This window comes from Ancylobacter mangrovi (genome assembly GCF_024752355.1).
GTDB lineage: Bacteria > Pseudomonadota > Alphaproteobacteria > Rhizobiales > Xanthobacteraceae > Ancylobacter > Ancylobacter mangrovi.
The window spans coordinates 52,365-69,522 of record NZ_JANTHZ010000004.1 but is presented as its reverse complement, the minus strand read 5'-3'; the positions used below and the strand labels follow the sequence as shown (position 1 = coordinate 69,522).

At 68.3% G+C, this 17,158-nt stretch carries 15 protein-coding genes; 7 read left to right on the top strand and 8 right to left on the bottom strand.

Going from position 1 to position 17,158, the window contains the following annotated elements; all coding sequences use genetic code 11:
* Nucleotides 1–107: 107 nt before the first annotated feature.
* The gene (locus NVS89_RS11055; protein ID WP_258732802.1) at nt 108–1,202 is read right to left on the bottom strand and encodes a mandelate racemase/muconate lactonizing enzyme family protein; all 1,095 of its coding nucleotides are present in this window, start codon (nt 1,200–1,202) and stop codon (nt 108–110) included.
* A 129-nt stretch (nt 1,203–1,331) separates the two neighbouring features.
* Between NVS89_RS11055 and NVS89_RS11050 the strand changes: the two genes are divergently transcribed.
* A complete protein-coding gene (locus NVS89_RS11050) occupies nt 1,332–2,261 on the top strand; it encodes a LysR family transcriptional regulator (RefSeq protein ID WP_258732801.1) in 930 nt (309 codons plus the stop codon).
* Complete coding sequence (locus NVS89_RS11045; protein ID WP_258732800.1) at nt 2,258–3,211, top strand: LysR family transcriptional regulator; 954 nt, start codon at nt 2,258–2,260, stop codon at nt 3,209–3,211. The genes NVS89_RS11050 and NVS89_RS11045 overlap by 4 nt, the downstream gene beginning before the upstream one ends.
* Before the next feature lie 6 nt (nt 3,212–3,217).
* Here the strand turns inward: NVS89_RS11045 and NVS89_RS11040 are convergent, their stop codons facing one another.
* Nucleotides 3,218–4,036 (bottom strand): IclR family transcriptional regulator, encoded by an 819-nt coding sequence (locus tag NVS89_RS11040; protein WP_258732799.1) that lies wholly within the window; start codon nt 4,034–4,036, stop codon nt 3,218–3,220.
* A gap of 175 nt (nt 4,037–4,211) precedes the next feature.
* Here NVS89_RS11040 and NVS89_RS11035 point away from each other — a divergent pair, with 175 nt between their 5' ends.
* The 5 genes from NVS89_RS11035 (at nt 4,212) to NVS89_RS11015 (ending at nt 8,825) form a co-directional block, all read left to right on the top strand.
* Nucleotides 4,212–5,204: an ABC transporter substrate-binding protein gene (locus NVS89_RS11035; RefSeq protein WP_258732797.1), complete on the top strand. Its 993-nt coding sequence runs from the start codon at nt 4,212–4,214 to the stop codon at nt 5,202–5,204.
* A gap of 110 nt (nt 5,205–5,314) precedes the next feature.
* On the top strand, nt 5,315–6,064 hold the full coding sequence (locus NVS89_RS11030) for an ABC transporter ATP-binding protein (protein ID WP_258732795.1): 750 nt from the start codon (nt 5,315–5,317) through the stop codon (nt 6,062–6,064).
* Nucleotides 6,065–6,068: 4 nt separating this feature from the next.
* Nucleotides 6,069–6,845 carry an ABC transporter permease gene (locus NVS89_RS11025; protein ID WP_258732793.1) on the top strand — a complete coding sequence of 259 codons (777 nt, stop codon included), beginning with the start codon at nt 6,069–6,071 and terminating at the stop codon, nt 6,843–6,845.
* A 40-nt stretch (nt 6,846–6,885) separates the two neighbouring features.
* Complete coding sequence (locus NVS89_RS11020) at nt 6,886–8,205, top strand: UbiD family decarboxylase (RefSeq protein ID WP_258732791.1); 1,320 nt, start codon at nt 6,886–6,888, stop codon at nt 8,203–8,205.
* A gap of 23 nt (nt 8,206–8,228) precedes the next feature.
* Nucleotides 8,229–8,825 carry a UbiX family flavin prenyltransferase gene (locus NVS89_RS11015; RefSeq protein ID WP_258732790.1) on the top strand — a complete coding sequence of 199 codons (597 nt, stop codon included), beginning with the start codon at nt 8,229–8,231 and terminating at the stop codon, nt 8,823–8,825.
* A gap of 93 nt (nt 8,826–8,918) precedes the next feature.
* Here the strand turns inward: NVS89_RS11015 and NVS89_RS11010 are convergent, their stop codons facing one another.
* The 6 genes from NVS89_RS11010 to NVS89_RS10985 all read right to left on the bottom strand — a co-directional run bounded on the left by NVS89_RS11010 (nt 8,919) and on the right by NVS89_RS10985 (nt 17,155).
* Nucleotides 8,919–9,959, bottom strand: a complete 1,041-nt coding sequence (locus NVS89_RS11010; RefSeq protein ID WP_258732788.1) for an acyltransferase family protein — start codon at nt 9,957–9,959, stop codon at nt 8,919–8,921.
* A 243-nt stretch (nt 9,960–10,202) separates the two neighbouring features.
* Nucleotides 10,203–11,900 carry a uracil-xanthine permease family protein gene (locus NVS89_RS11005; protein WP_258732786.1) on the bottom strand — a complete coding sequence of 566 codons (1,698 nt, stop codon included), beginning with the start codon at nt 11,898–11,900 and terminating at the stop codon, nt 10,203–10,205.
* A gap of 270 nt (nt 11,901–12,170) precedes the next feature.
* Complete coding sequence (locus NVS89_RS11000) at nt 12,171–13,025, bottom strand: hypothetical protein (RefSeq protein ID WP_258732785.1); 855 nt, start codon at nt 13,023–13,025, stop codon at nt 12,171–12,173.
* Nucleotides 13,026–13,036: 11 nt separating this feature from the next.
* Nucleotides 13,037–13,969 (bottom strand): DUF2950 domain-containing protein, encoded by a 933-nt coding sequence (locus tag NVS89_RS10995; protein WP_258732783.1) that lies wholly within the window; start codon nt 13,967–13,969, stop codon nt 13,037–13,039.
* A gap of 17 nt (nt 13,970–13,986) precedes the next feature.
* Nucleotides 13,987–15,717, bottom strand: a complete 1,731-nt coding sequence (locus NVS89_RS10990) for a DUF3300 domain-containing protein (protein ID WP_258732781.1) — start codon at nt 15,715–15,717, stop codon at nt 13,987–13,989.
* 316 nt (nt 15,718–16,033) lie between these two features.
* Nucleotides 16,034–17,155: a response regulator gene (locus tag NVS89_RS10985; protein ID WP_258732780.1), complete on the bottom strand. Its 1,122-nt coding sequence runs from the start codon at nt 17,153–17,155 to the stop codon at nt 16,034–16,036.
* Nucleotides 17,156–17,158: the final 3 nt, after the last annotated feature.

Genomic DNA, 17,158 nt, shown 5'->3' with positions numbered 1-17,158 from the left:
CGTGGGTTTTTCCCGGGCTCGGTACCCGGTTGTCGTTTTGAGATGGCGGCGGCCGGTCGAGCGGCCGCCGGGATGCGTCGGGGGCGCGGCTCCCGAAGGAGCGGCTCCTAGAGGGTGCTGGCCTGGCGTTCGGCGCTTGCCAGCCATTCAGGGCTGATCTCGACGCCCCAGCCGGGGCCGGAGGGGACGGCGATCTTCCCGTCGACGACCTCGAACGGGTCGGAGGTGAACAGACCGTCGATCCACGGCGCCTCCTCGATGCTCAGCTCCATGTAGTGGCCGGCATTGGGCAGCGCCGACTGCAGGTGCACGGTGAAGAGCGAGACCATGGAGCGGTTGGCGGCGTGCGGCGTGCAGGGCAGGCCGGCCTCCTGCGCCATGCGCGCGACCCGCAGGGCCCGGCTGATGCCGCCGACATAGCAGATGTCCGGCTGCACGATGTCGGCCGCGCCTATGCGGATCATGCGGCGGAACTGGGCGAGATCGACCTCCTGCTCGCCCTGCGAGACCGGGATGTCGAGAGCGGCGGCGACCTCGGCGGTCCATTCCAGCTCGGGGTAGGGGCAGGGCTCCTCGAAATGGCCGACGCGGTAGTCCTCGAGCATGCGGCCGACCTCGATGGCGCGCTTCGGCGTGAAGCCGCTATTGGCGTCGCACAGCAGCTCGCTGTCGTCGCCGATCGCCTTGCGCACCGTCGGCACGATCGCCTCGGTGCGGCCCGGCCAGCGGTCGACGTCGTTGCCGAAATTGTTGCCGATGCGGATCTTGAAGGCTTCGAAGCCGCATTCCTGCTGGAGCTTCGCGAGCCGGGCGGCCTCGTCCTCCGGGGTGATGTCGCGGCGCATGCTGGAACCGTAGACCGGCTGGTGGGTGCGGGTGCCGCCGAGCAGCGCCGCGACGCTCTGGCCCTCGCGCCGGCCCTTCAGGTCCCACAGCGCGGTGTCGACGCCGCCGATGGCGCGGCAGGTATAGGAGCCGGGAAATTTGTGCGCGCCGATCCAGCATCTGTCGACCAGCGCGTCGATGTCGTCGGCCTGCTGGCCCAGCACCACGGGAGCCATCTGCCGGTGCAGTATGGCGGCGGTGATGTCGGCATTGTAGGGGGCGACCTGGCCGTAGCCCTCGAGCCCGTCCTCGGTCCTGATACGCACGATGCTGATGAATTGCGTGGAGAAGGTCTCCACGCTCGCGATCCTCGACATTTCCGTCCCTGCTGTCCCGATCCGATTGCCCGGATCATTTTCCAGCGACGCTACTGCCAAACTTTTGGATTGATAATTGGACAAATACGTCTTTCATTATTGACGAAATATACGGAGTGCGGTGCCGGCATGGACAAGCTGCGCGACATCGAGACCTTCGTCGGCGTGGTCGAGGCCGGCAGCTTCGCCGCCGCGGCCGAGACCGCGGGGGTCACGCCGGTCATGGTCGGGCGGCGGATTTCCCTTATCGAGCAGCGGCTTGGCGGCAAGCTGCTGGAGCGCACCACGCGCCGCCTCACCCTCACCCCGGCGGGCGAGCAGTACTACCGCCACGGGCTCGACATGCTGGGGCGGCTGCGCACCGCCGAGCGCCTCGTGCGCACCGGGCGCGACTTCGCGACGGGTCAATTGACCGTGACATGCTCGTCGAATTTCGGGCGCGAGCACGTCGCCCCGCATCTGCGCGACTTCATCCGCGCCAACCCGGACGTGCACATCTCGCTCAATCTGAGCGACTATGTCGTCGACCTCATGCGCACGGGCTACACGATCGGCATCCGCACTGGTCCGGTCACCGATCCCAATTTGGTGGCCGCCCGGCTGGCGCCGAACCGGATGGTGGTGTGCGGCACGCCGGCCTATTTCGCGCGCCATGGCGTGCCGCGCACGCCCGAGGACCTCGCCCACCACAACTGCCTCGCCTATAACGAGCATGGCGGCCAGCCGCGCGGCTGGCATTTCCAGAATGGCGGCCATCCGGTGACGATCCGCCCGAGCGGCAGCCTCACCAGCAATGACGGCGCCATGCTCACCCGCTGGGCGCTGGAAGGGGCGGGCGTCGCCTGGCGGCCGGAATGGGAGGTGGCGGGCGCGCTGGCGCGCGGGACCGCGCGGACGGTGCTCGACGACTTCACCCTCGCCAACCAGGACATCTTCGCCACCTACCCGCCGCAGAACCCGGTGCCGGCCAAGATCCGCCTGTTCATCGCCTGGATGCGCGAGGTCTATGCCCGGCCCGGCTACTGGACCGCCGCGCCCGCCGGGGAGGGCGGGCAGTGAACCGCTATCGCGAGATCAAGGCCTTCGTCGCCGTGGCGACGGAAGGCTCCATGGCGAGGGCGGCGATCAAGGAGAAGATCTCCTCCGGCATGCTCGGCCGGCGCATCGACGAGCTGGAGCGCCGGCTCGGGGTGAAGCTGCTGCACCGCACGACGCGCCTCCTCACCCTCACCGAGCAGGGGCGGCTGTTCCTCAAGCATTGCGAGGACCTGCTGCTGGAACTGGAGCTCGGCGAGACCGAGCTGTTCCCCGACACCTCGGAAGTCTCCGGCCAGATGCTGGTGCTGGCGCCGCCCTATTTCGGGCGCCGACATGTCGCCGCGCATGCTGCGAGCTTCCTCGCCACCTATCCGGCGGTGCGGCTGTCCTTCAACCTGACCAACGACTATCTCGACCCGGTGCAGGCCGATTACGACCTGTGCATCCGCATCGGCAACGTCATTGATCCGCATTTCGTCGCCACCACGCTTGCCACCAACCGGCGCGTGGTCTGCGCCACGCCGGCCTATTTCGCCAAGCACGGCAAGCCGCGCACGCTCGAGGAACTGGTGCACCACAACTGCCTCGCGGTGAACCTGCAGGCTGACAGCCATCGCGACTGGCAGTTCCAGAAGGGCGGCCGGCCGATCGCGGTGAAGGTGGACGGCAACATCGACTGCAGCGACGGCGAGGTGCTGGTGCGCTGGGCGCAGGAAGACGACTGGCTGGCCTGGCGCTCCACCTGGGAGGTGGGCGCCCAGCTCCGCTCCGGCGCGCTGGTCAGCGTGCTCGACGAGCACGCCCTGCCGAGCTTCGACATCACCGCCGTCTACCCGCGCAACAGGCCGGCGCGGCTCTCCCGGCTGTTCATCGCCCATCTGCAGGCGATCTACTCCCGGCCCGGCTACTGGGACGAGGCGGAGGAGCCGGGCGACGCAGCTCCGGGCTTGCGTTCTGTGCAGGCGTCCTGAACGGCCTCACCTGCGCCGGTGCAGCATGCCGAGATGGGCGCCGATCTCGGCGGCGCAGTCGATCGCCGCCTGCCCGAACCAGGCGTGGCGCTCGGGCGGGAAGCGGTAGAGCGGGACGGTGGCGGTGACCGAGCCGATCACGCGGCCGGCGCTGTCGAGCACGGCGGAGGCGACGGCGCCGACATCGGCCTCGAACTCGCCGACATTCACCGCATAGCCGCGCCGGCGGGCGAGATCGAGCTCCTCGGCGAGGGCCTTCGGATCGGTGATGGTGCTGCCGGTGTAGCGGTGCAGCGGCGTGCTGCAATAGGCCGCCAGCGCCGCCTCACCCAGATAGGCCAGCAGGATCTTGCCTGTCGCGGTGGCGTGCCCGGGCTTGCGCCGCCCGGGCTGGGAGAAGGCGCGCACCGAATTCGAGCCCGCGACATGGGCGATGGAGACGGAATCGCGCCCGTCCCAGATGTTGAAGCTGCAGGTCTCGCCGGTGCGGGCGGCGAACTGCGCCAGGATCGGCTCCACCGCGTCGGTCAGCGCGAAATCGGCGAAGAGCGGCGCCGCCAGCGCCATGAGGCCGGGGCCGAGCGCGAAGCGTCCGGTCGCCGGCTCGCGCCGCAGCAGGCCGGCATTCTCCAGCGTCGCCGCGAGCCGCGAGATCGAGCTCTTGTGCAGCCCCATGCGGCGGGCGAGGTCGTTGGTGCCGATCGGCGCCTCCGCCGCGGCGAGGCAGCGCAGCAGCTCGATCGCGTGCTCCACCGAGCCGATCGTGTTCCGGCGGGCGGCCGGCTCCGCCCCCGGCGCCGCGCCCGCTTCCCCGCCTGATGCCATCCCGGCCTGCCCCTTCACGCGCGCACCCAAAAGCCTGCTCCCTGTGCCTGTCCATAATTTCAGCTTGACAAGATATGCCGTCAACTGAAGCCTAATAATTGAAACACCGTTGCGCAATACGCAACACCAGAGAGAGTCGCACCCGAAAACGGGACGATGGGGAACGGAGAAAGCCATGAAATCGATGACGAATTTTCGTGCGGCCGTGGCGGCGCTGGCGCTGCTGACCGGATCCTTGCCGGCCGCGGCCGACACGACGGCGCCGAAGAAGATCACCTTCCTGACCAACTACGTGTTCAACGGGCGGCACGCGCCGTTCTTCGTCGGGGTCGAGAAGGGCTTCTACAAGGACGCCGGCTTCGACGTGACGATCGCCCCGGCGACCGGCAGCGGCTTCGTCATCACGGCAGTGGACAGCGGCAAGGCCGATTACGGCATGGCCGATTTCAGCTCCGTCACCCAGAACGTCGCCAAGGGCGCGAAGGTGAAGGCCTTCACGGTCTACACCGACGTCACCACCAACGGCCTCGCCTCGCTGTCGCCGGTCGCCGAGCCGGCTGATGTCATCGGCAAGAAGGTCGCCGCCGGCCAGACCGACAGCGTGCGGGTGATCCTGCCGATCATCTTCGACGCCCATAAGCTCGACCTGTCCAAGATCGACTGGCAGTCGGCCGATCCGAGCGTCTACTTCTCGCTGCTGCTCTCCGGCCAGGTCGACATGTTCACCGCGACTTCCGACGGCGACGTGCCGGCGCTGGTGAAGGCCGCCGACAAGCAGGGCAAGAAGGTGCACTTCGCCTCCTTCGCCGACTGGGGCTACGACATGTTCGGCTACGTGCTGCTCGGCGCGCGCGACTCCATCGAGAAGAACCCGGAGGACGCGGCCCGCTTCGCCGAGGCGACCAAGAAGGCGGTCGAGTACTCCATCGCCCATCCCGACGAGGCGGCCGAGATCATGGTCAAGTACAACCCGACCATGTCGCTCGACACGGTGAAGGCCCAGCTCGCCGGCGCCCTGCAGTCGATGCAGACGCCCTACACGAAGAAGAACGGCTACGGCACCGCCACCGAGGAGCGCCTCAAGGAGTCGATCGACCTCGTGAAGACGGCACTCAAGCTCCAGACCGACGTGACGCCGTCCGACGTCTTCGTCCAGCTCGGCAAGTAGGGCCGGCGGGGCCTCCGCCCCATCTGGCAGCCGGGGCGCCGCGTCGCCCCGGTCGGTGCGGAAGGCGGCGCGACGCCCTGGTCGCCGCGCTGCCGTGATGCGAGTTTTCCATGTCGGTCGACATCCGAAACGTCTCCAAGAGCTTCCGGTCGACGCTGGCGGTCGACGACGCCTCCCTCGCGCTCGAGGAGGGCAGCTTCGTCTCGATCGTCGGGCCGAGCGGCTGCGGCAAGTCCACCCTGCTGCGCCTCGTCGCCGGCCTGATCCGCCCGAGCAGCGGCACCATCGACGTGCGCGGCGTGCCGGTGAAAGGGCCGCTGCGCAACATCGGCATGGTGTTCCAGTCGCCGGTGCTGCTGCCCTGGCGGCGCACCCTCGACAACATCCTGTTCGTCGCCGAGATGGGCGGGCTGAAGACCTCGCAATGGCGCGAGCGCGCGCTCGAGCTGATGCAGCTCGCCGGGCTCGGCGGCTTCGAGGCGAGCTATCCGCACGAGCTTTCGGGCGGCATGCAGCAGCGCGCCTCGATCTGCCGGGCGATGCTGCTCAAACCGCCGCTGATCCTGATGGACGAGCCGTTCGGCGCGCTCGACGTCATCACCCGCGAGCGCATGGGCTACGCCCTGCAGACGCTGTGGGACGAGAGCCGCAGCACGGTGCTGTTCGTCACCCACAGCATCACCGAGGCTGTCCTGCTCTCCGACACGGTGGTGGTGATGACCCCGCGGCCCGGCCGCATCCGCGACATCGTGCCGATCGACCTGCCGCGGCCGCGCCATCCGGGCACGCTGCGCGAGCCGCGTTTCCTCGAACTGTCCGAGCGCGTGCGCGAGGGCATCGAAGCGCAGTGGATGGAGTGAGACCATGAGCGAGTCCATGTCGAAGCGGCTCGCCGCGATCGCCAAGCCGCTCGCGTGCTTCGCGGTGCTGGTGCTGATCTGGCAGTACGGCGCCCCGCTCGCGGGCATCCCTTCCTATGTGCTGCCGTTGCCGACCGAGATCGCCCAGCGCTTCATCGAGACCTTCTCGGTGCAGATGCAGGGGCTGGCGATGACGGCGTTCACCACGCTCGCCGGCCTCGGGCTGGCGCTGGTGGTGGGGGTCCTGCTGGCGCTGCTGATCATCTACGTGCCGCTGCTCGGCTCGATGATCACGCCGCTGCTCGCCGCCTTCAATTCGATCCCGAAGATCGCCATCGCCCCGCTCTTCGTCATCTGGTTCGGCCTCGGCTACGAATCCAAGGTGCTGCTCGCCTTCCTGCTGGCGCTGTTCCCGATCTTCGTGAACTCGGTCACCGGGCTCGGCGAGATCGAGGCGGACCTGATCGACCTGTCGACGCTGGCCGGCGGCAACAGGTGGCGGATCTTCGTCAAGGTGCGGCTGATGAACGCCGTGCCCTACATCGCCGACGCGGTGAAGGTCGCCTTCCCGCTGGCGCTGGTCGGCTCCATCGTCGGCGAGTTCATCGGCGGCAACAGCGGCATCGGCCACATCATCCTGTCGGGCCAGTTCAACCTCGACACGCCGCTGGTGTTCGCGACGCTGCTGTCCATCACCCTGTTCACGACGCTCGGCATCGGCGCCGTGTCCCTGTTCGAGAACGCCTTCCTGACCTGGCGACCCTCCCAGCGCCGGCGGTGACGCCACGCCCCGCGCCCCTGTCTTCCGGAGTATCTGACGAATGCGCGACTACATCTCACGCCTGCGCGAACGCGGCGACCTGCTCGTGGTCGACAAGGAGATCGACCCGTTCCACGAGCTGGCCGCCGTCACCCATGCGGCGCAGAAGCGCTGGGGCAAGCCCATCCTGTTCACCAATGTGAAGGGCACCCGCTTCCCGGTCGTCACCAATGTCTACGGCTCGCGCGAGCGCCTGGCGGAGGTGATCGGCATCGATGCGAAGGATTTCTGCCGGCAATGGAGCAACCTCGCCAGCCTCGGCAAGGGCACCGGCGAGCCCTTCGTCGAGGTCGAGGACGACGAGCTGACCGAGGTGAAGCTCTCCGAGCTGCCGCTGATCACCTATTCGGACCGCGACGCCGCGCCCTATTTCACCTCGGCCATGTTCATCGCCAAGGACCCCGAGACCGGGGTCGGCAACCTGTCCTATCACCGCTCGATGTTCGTCAGCGACGACGAGCTGCGCTGCCGCCTCGCCCCGCGCCACCATCTCACCATCTATCACGAGAAGGCCGAGAAGATGGGCAAGCCGCTGGAGGCGGCGATGCTGATCGGCGCGCCGGCGACCTCCTTCCTCACCGCCGCCGCCCCGCTGCCCTACGACGTCGACGAGCTCGAGGTCGCGGCGCGGCTGAAGGGCGGCCCGATCGCCATGCGCAAGTGCAAGTACATCGATCTCGAGGTGCCGGCGGACACCGAGATCGTCATCGAGGGCCGGTTCCTGCCGAACGAGCGCCGCCCGGAAGGCCCGTTCGGCGAGTTCATGGGCTACTACGTGCCCGAGGGCCCGAACGCGGTGTTCGAGGTGCTCGGCGTCACGGTGCGCAAGGACGCGATGTTCCACTCCATCCTGTGCGGCTCGCCGGAGGAGGTGCTGACGCTCGAGCTCTCGGTCTCGGCCAACATCTACCAGCGCCTTTCCGCCGCGCTGCCCGGCATTCTCGATGTCACCTGCCAGCCCTTCGTGACCCATGCCATCGTCAAGATCGACCCGCAGTTCGAGGGCCATGCCCGGCAGGTGATGCTGGCGACCATCGGCGCTGAGCCGATCTGGGCCAAGGTGATCACCGTCGTCGACGAGGACGTCGACATCTACAGCATGGACGACGTGATGTGGGCCGTGCTCACGCGCTGCCGGCCGGACAAGGACATGATCATCATTCCCGACACGCCCTCCTTCTACCGCGACGAGCACAAAGACCATTGGGGGCGGCTGCTGATCGACGCCACCAAGCCGTTCGCCCGCCGCACCGAGTTCGAGCGCAAGAAGATCCGCCTCGCCGACCAGGTGAACCTGGCCGACTGGTTCGAGAACGCCTGAGCGTGGGCGGGGACGCAAGTGCCATGGAAGAGCGCCCGCGCATCGTCGTCGGCATCAGCGGCGCCTCGGGCGCCGTCTACGGCGTGCGGGCGCTGGCGCTGATGAGGGCGGCGGGGGTGGAGACGCACCTCGTCGTCACCCGCTCCGCCCATCTCACCCTGTCGCAGGAGCTCGGCCTCGGGCCGTCGGCGTTGGCCGAGAAGGCGGACGTGGTCCACAACGTGGCCGATGTTGGCGCCTCCATTTCCAGCGGCTCGTTCCGCACGCTCGGCATGCTGATCGCGCCCTGTTCGGTGCGCACCATGTCGGAGATCGCGACCGGCGTGACCTCCAGCCTGATGAGCCGCGCCGCCGACGTGGTGCTGAAGGAGCGCCGCCGGCTGGTGCTGATGGTGCGCGAGACGCCGCTGCATCTCGGCCATCTGCGCACCATGACCGCACTCACGGAGATGGGCGCAGTCATCATGCCGCCGGTACCGGCCTTCTACGCACAGCCGGCCTCGCTGGAGGAGATGGTCGACCACTCGGTCGGGCGGGCGCTGGACCTGTTCGGCATCGATCACGATGCCTGCCGGCGCTGGACCGGCATGGGCGCGGCGCGGCGCGGGCAGACCTCGTGAGCGCGGGCGGGGTCTTCGTATCGGGGCTCCGGCGCTGACGCCGAGCGTGTCGTCGACCCCGTCCAGGACCCGCCGATTCAGCAGAGACGGCGATCAGGCGACATCGACGGCCGAGCTCGGCGGCGTCCGCGTGGGGGAACTGCGGGCCTTGAGCTGGTCGCCGACCCAGCGCCGGACCGGCGCGTCGAAGAAGCGTGCGACGAGATAGCCGAGCGCCACGATCGTCGCCACGTAGACGAGGCAGCTGGCGGCGATGCCGAGCCGCGCCTTCGCCAGGATCGGCCCCATCAGCGCGATCAGCGGCCAGCGGATGGCGTAGATCGGGTACGACAGGTCGCCGAGCAGGTCGGCCGTTCCCTGCAGGGCGGGCATCATCTCGTACCTCGCGCCCGCGATCACCAGCAGCGGGAACAGGACGAGCACGAAGGCCAGCTCGCCTTCGGGCCGCACGCCCTGGGGAAGGGCCAGCGCCATGGGCGCGATCATCAGGACGACGACGAGCGCGGACAGCGGGGAGACGCGGCGCGAGCCTATGTCCAGGAAACGGAAGATGAGGATGCCGACCGAGAAGGAGTAAAGTGCGCGGGCGAGACCGCCGAGCGCGGTCTCCCACGACCAGCCGACATTGAAGTATTCGGGCGCCCCGATCGTCGCGACGAGATAGACCGCGGCGATGGCCGCGACGGCGACGATCTCCCTGCCGCGCGCGCGGCAGAGCGCCAGCGCGAACAGGATGTTGACCACCATCTCAAAGAACAGCGACCAGGCCGGCCCGTTCAGCGGGAACAGCACGGGGCTCGCCGGCGTCGGCAGCATCAGCAGGTTGCTGACGAGCGCGACGGCAAGCCGGGGCCACGCCATCGCCCGTTCGTCGCCGATCAGATGGCCGACGATCTGCTTCGCCGACCCAAGCATCCAGCCGGCGAGGAACAGCGGGAACAGCCGGACGAGCCGGGCCTCGACGAAGCGCGGGACCGAAAGTCCCGCTGCGAGGCGGTGACTATAGTTAAGTGCAATAACGAATCCGCTGAGCGCGAAAAAGAGATCCACCGCGAGATAGCCAGGGATCACCCGTCCCGGAAAATATTGCTGAAGGTGATAGACGACGACAAGCAATGCAGCGAAGCCGCGCATGGCGTCCAACGTACGGAAACGACGTGCCTCGGCTGCCATCGATCGACCTCAAGGAACATGTCGAAGCATATCCGAACGAGACGCCGATTCTATTCTCCCTAGGAGGGCAGCCTTTATGGGTAGAGAAGGGTTCTTCGTTGCCTTCGAGATGCACCCATGGCGGGATGAGGGGTGACATGTCGTAACGTTAGCCGGACATGCTTCCGGCGCTGTCCGGCACCAGATCCGGACCAGTCCGCGCGGCTACTGCTCGACCTGGCAGACCAGCTCATGCTGCCCGCCGGCATGCGAGCGCGTCGTCAGCCGGTCGGCCAGCCGCGTCATCAGCGCCAGCGCGACGCCGTTCATGATCGCGTCTTCGTCGGCCGTCTCGTCGAGGCTGGGCGCCGCACCGCCCGTCAGCGGCCGGCCGTGCCAGGAGAAGGCGAGTTCGAGCGTATACTCGTCGAAGCGCGTGGCGACCTCCATGCGGTCGTCTGCGAGCTGCGGGGCGGCCTCGGCGAATTCCTCGGCGATCTGCGACAGGCGGAGCACGGCCGTCCCGCGCGCGCCGTCCTGGCTGCCGGCGTCGGCCAGAAACTGCAGCAGCGGCGCGACGCCCGCCGCGGGTTGCCAGCTCAGCCGGTGCCGCTTGCGCGTGCCGATGCGGAACAGGGCGTTCAGGACCAGCGCCGTCAGCAGCGCCAGCACCAGCGAGGAGGTGATGAGCGGATGCAGGGCCGGCGGCAGATGGTCGGCATAGAAGCCGGGCATCTCGTCGAAGGAGATGCCGAGGAAGAAGCTCAGCCCGACCGCCAGCGTGCGACGCGCGTCGAGCAGGCGCTGCCCGAGGATCGACATGCCGGACAGCACCACATAGGTCGAGGCGAAGAGAAGGGCGGCGCCGAGCACGCCCTGGGGAATGGCGATCAGCACGCCCGCCGCGCGCGGCAGGAAGGCGAGCACGATCCAGCCGATGCCGACGCCGATGGCGACGCGGCGGGCCAGCACCTCGGTCGCCACCGAAAGGCCGACGCTGGCCGAATAGGTGTTGAGCCCCATCGTGCCGATCACGCCGGCTATCAGCGTGCCGATCCCGTCCGCCAGCACGCCGGCTTCGATATTGGCGTAGTCGGGCCGCTTCCAGTCGCGGTCATTGACCTTCTGGCTGGCCACCATGTCGCCGAAGGCGCGCAGCGTGCAGGCGAGCGCACCGACGAGGAATCCCGGCAGCAGCGCCGCCTCGAAGTGCGGCGTGACGAGCGGCCAGGTGAACAGCTCCGGCACGATGACGGGAACGTTCAGGTGCGCGTCGCCGGCGGCGAAGCCGTAGCCCATATGCAGGCCGATGCCCGCCGCAAGCCCCACCAGGACCGCCATGCTGCGCAGGCGCGCGCCGCCCCATATGGCGAGGGCGACCATGATGGCGAGCGCCGCGAGGGCGGGTCCCGTCTCCGTGACGGCGAGCGGCTGCGACCGGTCGTAGCCAAGCATGAGCTTCAGCGCGACGATGCCGAGGATGATGCCGATCATGAGCACGGTCAGCCCGACGATCTCCACCGGCAGGTAGGGCCGCAGCCGGCCGATGAACCGGCTGAGGACGATCTCCGTCAGGCCGGCGGCGATGGTGAGCCCGGCGACGGCTTCGAGCCCGCCGCTGCGCGCCGCCGCCAGCGCGGCCGGCAGATAGGCCGCGGTGAACACGGCCGGCAGCAGGAAGCCGCTGCCGATCCGCGCCCGGCCGAACAACACTCCGCCCCACGCCTGCGCCAGCGTCGCAAGGCCCATGGCCAGCATGGAAAGCTGGAGGTAGTGGACCTGTACGGCTTGCCCGACGCCGGCCGTCTGGGCGACGAGCAGCGGAAAGACCAGCGTGACCGCCATCAGCCCCATATGCTGCGCGACCGCGGCGAGCAGCACGGAAGGCGGAGGGCGGGAGAGCAGATCGTAGCGTGCGGTCATGCGGGACGGGGATGTGAGTTACGGCGGGATCGGCAAGCCGGCGCGATGTCTGATTAGCCCAGAAGACGTATTGCTGCCGGATCGATCTGTCGCCGTCACGCATTTTCCCGAAGCCATGTCGGTGGCGCTATGCATGTCGGGCCATCAGCGTGTCGGAGAATGCGGGGCCGGCGTTCCAACGACGTCCGGCCAGGCCGGTGTCGCGCAGCGACGGCGGTCGAGGCGAAGCTAAAAATACTCGTGTCGTTGAACGGGATCGAACGGCAGGATTCACGCCGGTTCCCCGCTTTTCGCCACGCGCGGCGAGCCTCGCCGCCACCGCAGATAGGGTATCGACACCAGGGCCGACGCCACGACATAGGCGGCGAGGATGACGATGGTCCGCGGGCCCCGGAAGGCTGTCGCGACGATCACCGCGATGCCGATGTGGCGCGTGGCGCAGGCGATGGCCAGCGTCGTCCGGTCCATTTCCTTCGGTCCGCCGCAGATATGGCCGATGACCAGCGCCATCACCATCACGCCGAGCAGGGCCAGCATGCCCGACAGCCGCACCTCCACCAGGATGTGCCAGTTGACGGCGAGGAGCACGACGCCTGCCGTCATGAGCACCAGTGCGGCCGCGGCGGACAGGCGCTCCGCGTAGTCGGCCGCGAGGCGAGGGAAATAGGCGCCGAGGGCCATCCCGACCATCAGCGGCGCCAGAAAGGCGGTGCCGATCGCCAGGGCGGCGTCGCGCCAGGACAGCTCGGCGGACACGCCGAAATGCCGGGCGAGCAGGGCGACCCACAGCGGTGTCACCACGATGGCGACGGCCGACGAGACCACCACCAGGCTGAAGCCGTAGGCCCCATCCCCGAACTGCTGGAGCTTGCGCGGCAGGAGAGGCGCGCCGGCCGAAACGGCGAGGACCATAAGCGCGGCCTTGACGCCGGTGTTCAGCGGCAGGAACGCCACCATCAGCACGGTCACGAGCGGGACGAGCACGTACATCGCGCCGAGCGAGCGCAGCAACAGCGCCGGCCGGCGCAGCAGATAGGTCACGTCGACGAAGGACGAACCCATGCCGATCGCCATGATCAGCACGGCGACGGCCAGCTTGACGGCGATGAGCGCAACGGCTGTCATTCTACGCCGTCCTAGTGTTCCGACACGGTCCAGCTGTCATCGGGATCGAAGCGGCGAATCTTCGCCACGATGGCGGCAGTATCCCTGCCCAGATCCTTCTCGTAAACGATGCCGGCCTGATTGACCGCAAAGGTGTGCACGCCGGTTTCGCCATAGGTCACCGGCCACGCGACGAGGCCGAAGCCGGCGATCATGTTGCCGTTGATGACGTAATCATACCGCCCGCCGGCGACGTGGTTGCCCTGGCCGCGGAGGATGCGGAACCGGTAGCCGAAATAGCCCTCGCCCTGCTTTGCCTTGTCGAGGTTTCCCGGGTCGATGGAGGCGCCGGCGGGGCTGTCGCCGTCCCCCTGTCCGGGCGGCCAGTAGAGGCCGTCGGTCTTGCCCGGGGAGCTGATCAGCTTCTGCGCGAATTCGTCCACGCCGTCGCCGTCGTGATCCTCCGACGCATAGAGCCGCTGCGCGTCGACATAGGCGCGCAGCGTGGCGATGACCTCGATCTCGTTCTCGCCGATGCGCCGGTTGGCGATCTCGTCGAGGCCGGCCTCCGTGTCGAACGCCCATTTGCCGTCCTTGGCCTTCACCAGGGGAAAGGGCAGCGGCCACAGCTCGCGTCCGATGTCGAGAATCTTGCGGTCGGTGCCGACGTCCTCGACGTCGACGCGCTGGGCGGCGCCTTCCCGCATTTTCGAGAACGTGTCCATCACCCCTTCATTCGCGCGCAGCCGGGCGGCATCGAGACCGAGCAGGCGGGCCAGCGCATCGAGGTCGTCGCTGGCGAGCGCGGCCTTGAACGCGTCGATCGCGCCACCCGGCTCGGCAAAGCCGGGGGGCGGCTGCTCGGCGCGATAGGCGCTCAGTTCGAGTGCCCGGACCGGCATCAGGCCGGCGGTCGCGAGGGTGGCGACGGCGAGGACCAGAAGACGGGACAGATGGTTTGGCATCACCGCTCTCCTCATCCTCAGTGCCGTCGGCCGCCCGGGTGCGGACGAGGCCGTCCGCCGCCCGCCTGACGATGCGGCACCGCCCGCTGCCCTCCGCCCCGCACGGCGGCCCCGCGCGCCGAATGGATCTGCGCCGAGCGTCCGGAACGGACTTCGCCGAGGCCCGAGGGCACCTTCGGCCGATGGTCGATGCGACCGCCGGGCTTGGGTGCGTGGACGGGGCGATTGATCGAGGCGGGCGCCTTCGCGCGACCGGCCGCAGCGGCCTTGGCCTTTGCGCCGGCGCCGCCCGCCGGCCGCTGGATCTGCCCGCCCTTTCCGCCACCACCCTGGACGCGACCCGCCACGTTGGGGTGCTGCGCAACGGCGTTGGCGACGCCGGGCCTGCCCTGGCCGCCCGGCAGGCGGCCCGGTCGGTCGCCGCCCGGGCGGTTCTGAAGCGCGTTCTTGCGGATGTCGCCGATCTTGCCCGCGCCCGGCGGCACCTGATGGTTGCGGCGCACGTCGGCCGCCCTGGCCCGCAGGTCGTTTCCACGGTCGCTGCGCAGGCCCTGCCGGATATTGTTGCGATCCAGCTTGCCGAGCTGGTCGCGGTCGATGTGGAGCTTGCTCCGGTCGACATCCTTCCAGTCGATGTCGTTGGCATGGATCCGGCCGCTGAAATTGCGGTTGTGGAAGCAGTTGTTGCAGTTGAAATCGACGTCGCCGCGCCAGCGGCCGCTCCACACGCCCCAGTCGTTCCAGTCGACGGCCGCCGCCCACGCCGCGCCGGTCACGGCACCGGTGAAGAAGGTCGCCGTCGGCCACAAATAGGAAGGATAGGGGTCGGCGGCGTAGGTGACCGGCGCTACCGCATAGCCCGGCTCGTACAGCATCTCGGGAGCGTATTGGGGAATGTAGACCTGCTCGGGCGTGGCGGGCTGGATGACGATGTTGTCGTTCTCCTTGGTCACCGTCACCTTGTCGTCGGACTTGATGATGTTGGCCGCCACCGCCTCGTCACGCAGCTGCTGGATGGCGAGCAGAACGTCCTTCTGCTGGTTCGCCAATGCCTCGCCGAGCGCCTGCGTCCAGTCGAGATCCTCGCTCATCATCGCGACGATCTCGGGATAGTTCAGGAGCGCGACGACGCTGCCGTCCCAGCTCGCCTTCGGCTCGAGCTTCGGATCCTTCTTGCGAGCCTCGAGGAAGCGGGCGGCCTCGACGATCTGCAGCGGATAGAGGGAGGCGGCCGCGATGGCGGCGACGAGGTCGTCGGGATAAAGCGCGATCCGGGCGACGAGGATCTGCAGTTCCTGCTCGCTCAATGGCTCGTCGGCCGCGTCGGCTGCGTCTCCTGTATCCGTCGCGTCCCCTGCGTCGGTCGTGTCTGCGGTCTGGGCGAAGGCGGCGCGCGGGCCGATGGCCAGTGACGCCGCGACCACGCCGATCGATATCGGGCAAAGGGTGAGGAGGACGACGTACAGGAGGGCCCGGCCTCGGGCGGCGGCGAACCATCGGTGGGCGGGCGTGGCTGTCTGCGGCATCCGGGAAGGTTCTGTCATGATGACCCGCACTCCCGCTGCCTCGCGGACCGACCTCATGTCGCGTCGAACGGAGGGATCAGCTTCCAGTGGTTCCTGATGGCGCTCACCATCCATCCGCGCCGTGGGGGCGCGTGCGGAAGGTTCTCCCCGGGAAAGTGCTGGGCCGGCCCTGCGCGGCAGGAGGGCGTCGGCGATGGCGAGAACTGTACCGAAAGCGGTCATGCTCCGGTCTCCCGGCATTGTCGCGCAGGCGACAACCATCGGATATCGAGCGGCCAATGCTCGACGATGCCAGTCTACAACGCCCGCTGACTTAAAGGTAGGTATAGAAATGCGCCCGCGTACGGCGAGGTAATTCTTGTGCGCACGCGGGACTTTGCTGTGAATGAAGCAGGTAAGCCATGCCCGTGCCCCGGGGGGCGCCCGCGCGTCGCGATCATGTTCTCTTCATCGTTCGTGGCCGCGGCTTCTTCCCGAATGGCGACCAGCTGGCCATCGGGACGCCCCCGCCACCGGCGGTCGCCGCATGGCGAGCGCCTCACGTCTGGGCGATATTCATCATCGGAATTTCGAGCGTGAGCGAGAGGCCGTCCTGCGTCCAGTCGCGGGAAACCGTGCCGCCCATCGCCCTCAGCACCGCTTTCTCGAGCACCGAGCCGAAGCCTTCACGCGAGGGCGAGGTGCCGCTCTCGAGGGAGGCCTGTTCGACCCATGTCATGTGGAACCGGTCGTCGACCGAGGTGACATGAATGGTCAGCCGTCCCTGCGCTTGCGAGAGGGCGCCATACTTCGCCGCGTTGGTCGTGAATTCGTGAAGCAGCAGCGCCAGCGAGGTCAGCGCGTTGCCGGCCAGCACGATGTCGTCTCCGCTGACCGAGATCCGCGTGCTCTGCGGGCAGCGATAGGGGGCCAGGATGGCGTTCAGCAGGGCGACGGCGGTCGTCTCGGATTGCGCTTCGCCGTCGCTGCTCAGGTCCGGCAGGGTGAGATCGTGCACGCGCGCCAGCGCCTGGAGCCGGGCGCGCAGGTCGCTGGCGAGCTCCTCCGCGCTGCCGGCCGCCCGCGTGCTGAATTCGATCAGGCCGACGGCGACGGCGAACAGGTTCTTGATGCGGTGATTTATCTCGCGCAGCAGCATTTCCTGCTGCTCGCGGGCATGCTGATGGCGATGGACGTCGTGGGTCAGGGTGATCAGGAACTCGTCCTTGCGCCGGCCGGCCTCGCGGAGCGCCTCGGCCTGCACTTCCAGCTCGTCGCGCTGGGCGGCGATCATCTGCCGTTGCTGGTAGAGCTCGAAAAAGACGTCCGCCTTGCTGCGCAGGATGTCCGGTTCGATCGGCTTCTGGATGAAGTCGACCGCACCTGCCCCGTAGCCGCGGAAGCGTCGCTGGTTGTCGGCGCTGCCGGCGGTCACGAAGATGATGGGAATGCGCCGCGTCCGCTCATTGCCGCGCATGAGCTCGGCGAGTTCGAACCCGTTCAGCCCGGGCATCTGGACGTCGATGAGGGCCAGCGCGACATCGTTGTGCAGCAGGAGCTCCAGCGCCTCATCGCCGGAGCGGGCTTTCAGCAGCAGCAGATCGTCTCGGCGCAGCAGGGCTTCGAGAGAGACGAGATTGTCTTCGAGATCGTCGACCAGCAGGAAGGGAACGGGGCTCATGGT